Genomic DNA, 4,314 nt, shown 5'->3' with positions numbered 1-4,314 from the left:
TTTTCAGGAGTCTTATTTACAGGTGATCCGGTATCAGGTGATCGGAACCACATGGTAGGAAACTATATACACGGATTAGGAGATCAATTAGTATCTGGGGAGGTAGACGCCATTGAATTTCATTTTGAAAAAATAAAGGGTAAATTTGATGGTCCATCTGAATTTCAACAATTTGCTTCACAATTATACAAACTAGGGATGAAGATTGAAAAGGAATTAGGTCTTCCCCAAGATATTGAGTTTGCAATTTCCAAAGGAAAAGTGTACATCCTTCAATCCAGACCAATAACTACTTTTGTGGCTATCGATCCTGTTACTTTCAAAACTAATGCAACTTTTTCTGGGGATTTAGCTTGGAGTAATCAAATTATGGCTGAAGTATTTCCTAAACCATTAACTCCTGCTTCTTGGTCGGTATGGGAGATCCTATATAATGCTTTAATCTCATATGATAAAATGAAACAAATTTTTGAGTATGAATTACCAGTTATTGGATGTATTGCTGGTCGTCCATATCTTAACTTTTCATTCATGTACTCTTTCCTCCTGAAGTTATTAAGAAGCGATAAAAGAGCTCGAGAAATGATTGAAAGGACGATGGGAACACCTCCTAAAGATCTAACCATTCCATTGTTAAAAATTAGTCTTTTGACAGTATTGACTAAGATTATTCCTGATGAATTGGCAAAAGATCGAAGAAAAAGGAAACTCATGAAGAATTTTGACCATCTTGCTTCTGAAAATTCGATTTATTGCAGAGAAACTCGAAAGAAAATTATTGAAATAGAGAAAAAACAGGACTTATTAAAGGTATGGATAGAAACTAAGGCAGTTTTTTTAGATTTTCAAACAATGCAAGATTATGTGAATGAACAATTTGCTTATAAAAATCGTTCTTTAACGAGCTTATTGGATAAAAATCTTAATAAAGAAGACTCTGAGAAATTTTATGCTACTATTAGCATCGGAAGTGATGAATTAGCATCTGCGGGACAACTAGTTGGCTTACATAGAATAGTAGTCGGTGAAATGTCTCAAGAGGAATATTTAGACGAATATGGTCATCGTGATACTTTTGAAAATTATTTATCTGTTCCACGTCCCTATGAAAATTCTTCATGGTTGGAAAGTCAAATACAGGAGTTTAAAGAATCAGGAATCGATTTTCGAAGTCTATTAAGAGATAGAGAACAAATGTTTCTCGAAACTTTTCAGGAAATTTCGGGTAAGATTGGTCAAAAAAAGGCAAGAAAAATTAAGAAGACAATTGACGAATTTAATGAATTCTGTGAGAAACGTGAGCTAGTAAGGACAGAATTATCACGAGTATTGGGTCTGATAAGAGCTTTTCTACTAAGAGCAGGGGAATTAACGAAGTTAAATGATGACATCTTTTATTTAACAATTGACGAAATATGCAAACTTCTCTCAATAGAAGATGATGATATCCCTGAACTTGCATATATTCCTCTTAGACGTGAAACTCATAAACAAAATGAGAAATTACCAACCTTACCAACATGGATAAGAGGTAGATTTGATCCATTTCAGTGGGCAGAGAATCCTCATCGAAATATTGTTATATATGATCCTGATTTGAAAGAGTATGTAATTGAGGATGAGAATACTATTGAAGGAAAAGCTGGATCCGCTGGGCAATATGAAGGAATTGTCAGGCGCATTGATGATCCGAGTGAAGGGCATAAGCTCCTGAAAGGTGAAATTCTAGTTACAAATACTACTAACATAGGTTGGACTATCCTCTTCTCGAAAGCAGGAGCGATTGTAACAGATATAGGTGCTGTATTGTCTCATGCCGCTATAGTGGCCCGAGAATTAGGAATTCCAGCAGTTGTTGGTACAGGTACCGGATCTGTAAGACTGAAGACAGGAGACCGCGTCTTAGTTGATGGAAGTAAGGGAATAGTCCGAATAATTCAAAGGGCTTAAAGCTTATTGAAGTGATTGAATGAAAGCTACCCCTCCGTTTGAGAATTCTGTAAAAACCTTGACCTCGTTATATTTGGCATCGTTCATCATCATTTCGGGGTATTCGGTAATTGTACCATTTTTACCACTTTATGCAAATGAATTGTTGTCCGAAATCATAATTGGAAACAATATTATTATAGGAGTTGCTTTTCAAATAGGGATAATTACCGCAGGTAACTTATTAATGAAATTTCTCCTCTCTCCCGCATATGGAGATCTTTCTGACATTTCTGGAAGGAAACCAATTATAGTTATTGGAATGACTGTTTATACCTTCCTAATGGCAGGATATGGTTTAGCTAGCGATTTTTTCTCCTTATTCATATTAAGGATGTTATCTGGAGTGGCATCTGCTGCTGTCTGGCCTGTTGGACAAGCATTAGTTGTAGATGCTTCTTCAGAAGAAAGAAAAGGAAGAAACCTTGGTTTTTATATGCTGAGCATGATGGCTGGCCTCACTACTGGTCCATTCATTGGATATGGCTTTTTTACGATTCTAACTGGTATGGGATACTCTGAGATCCTTTCATACCGATATACATTTATTGGCGTAGCTTCCTTAGGTGTAATAGCTACTTTATTTCTTATCTTCAATGTAATTGATCCAAAAATTCAGAATATTGAGACTTCAAAGAGAGAAATCTATTATTCCAGTTTAAAGCAATTATTAAAGAAAACAGTTGAGAGTCCCCTTTTTATTTTCCATATATTTTTCAAATCTCCAAGTTATCGATCATCCGATCTCTATACGATTTATTTTGTAGCCATTGTAAATGGATTTGCTACTGCACTTTTATTACCAATAACAGCATTATTCTTAGAAGAATATTATCTATTGAGTTCAGGGGAAATTGCTATAATAATAGGAATTGTAGGTATATTAGCGCTTTTTGGTGCTCCTGTTGGTGGCTCATTAAGCGATAAGATTGGTCGAAAGCGGACTGTTTGGGTCTCTGGACTATCAGTAGCTTTGTTTGTGACACTTTTGGGTGTAAAAACCGAAATTATAATTCTTGTAGGCATTTTTGCATTCGTTCGTTTTCTTTTCATGTCAATGCAGTCATCGTTTAGAGCTTTTCAGAGTGATTTAATCCCAGATACCTCTAGAGGTAAGGAATTCGGCATTGTGGATGCTACATACAATCTTGGAGCGGTATTCGGACCAATACTAGGGGGATATTTGTATGATTTGTTTTATCTCCAGGAATTTCAAGTTATCAATAATGTAGTATTAACAGGAGCAGGTATTGCTTATTTAAGTTCAGGACTCCTCATGTTAATATCAAATCTTGCATTGATTTTATTTGCAAAAGATCAGAAAAGTGTAAAAAATAGTAATTAAATCTTTTAAAGTCTGTTGCTACCTATCTTCTGCCTTCTGGGATAAGGATCAAATAAGCTCCTTTTCGTACACTCAAAAAATTTTATTCTTAATCTTCTTTTTAACAACATCAAATTAAATTACTTTGTTTTCAATAGTTTGAAACAAATAATAATAGGATTATGAATTCTTCCATATTGACTCAAAAGGGTTTTAGTCCTTTACTAGCATCTTTGAATAGATCTAATTTGTTAATTCCTTTTTGCCATTAAATCAAACTATTTAATAAATAAAAAATCATTCTTCTCCATTAAAATCACATGTAAAGATGGTTTCAATGAATAATTCTGATAATATTATCCAATCATTCAAAACCGAACTCAATAATGCTATGTCAGACCTCAATATCCCTGGAATAGCATTTACATTAGTAACGAAGAATGAAATACTACTATTAGAATGTCTTGGACATCTCGAGATGGAAAAAGTTAACGATGTCAATGCTGACAGTCTATTTTGCCTACAATCAACAACAAAGACCGTGACCGCTGTTGTTTTCCTTCTAGCTGTACAAAAAGGGATAGTACAGTTAGACGATCTAGTTATAAAATATTATCCTGATTTTTCAGTAAACAGTCAGTATGGTGTAGACCAGGGAAATAAGATTACTTTTAGACACCTTCTTTCTCATACTTCTGGTCTTGCTAGAGAATCTAGAGATGGAGGAGTTTTTGATCACAAGAAACCAACTTGGAGGAAACATATTCTAGGTATTAACAACTCTTGGTTAAAATTTCCTGTAGGTACTAGTTTCGCTTATTCCAATATTGGAATGGATCTTATTACATATATTTTGGAACAAATTTTAGGAAACACATATCCAGAGCTGATACAGGATCTTCTAGGTGATCCTTTAGGGATAAAATTTGCTTTTGACATTGATTTTAGTTCTACTAATAATGTTTCCAGAGGTTACTTAGGAAGTTATCTTGCCGATGAAC

The 4,314-nt window shown here is 34.4% G+C and carries 3 protein-coding genes; all 3 read left to right on the top strand.

Translation table 11 applies throughout. From position 1 onward, the window contains the following. Positions 1–1,950, top strand: a 1,950-nt coding sequence (locus ACWVCY_RS12740) for a PEP-utilizing enzyme (RefSeq protein WP_455143210.1), incomplete at its 5' end; no start/stop codon positions are given. Between the two features lie 19 nt (positions 1,951–1,969). Then, the gene (locus ACWVCY_RS12735; RefSeq protein WP_455143209.1) at positions 1,970–3,334 is read left to right on the top strand and encodes an MFS transporter; all 1,365 of its coding nucleotides are present in this window, start codon (positions 1,970–1,972) and stop codon (positions 3,332–3,334) included. A gap of 316 nt (positions 3,335–3,650) precedes the next feature. Beyond that, a partial coding sequence (locus ACWVCY_RS12730; protein WP_455143208.1) for a serine hydrolase domain-containing protein occupies positions 3,651–4,314 on the top strand: 664 nt, incomplete at its 3' end.

The organism is Candidatus Hodarchaeum mangrovi, assembly GCF_975850365.1.
The sequence above is the reverse complement of the archived record's forward strand: the minus strand, read 5'-3'. Positions and strand labels throughout refer to the sequence as shown.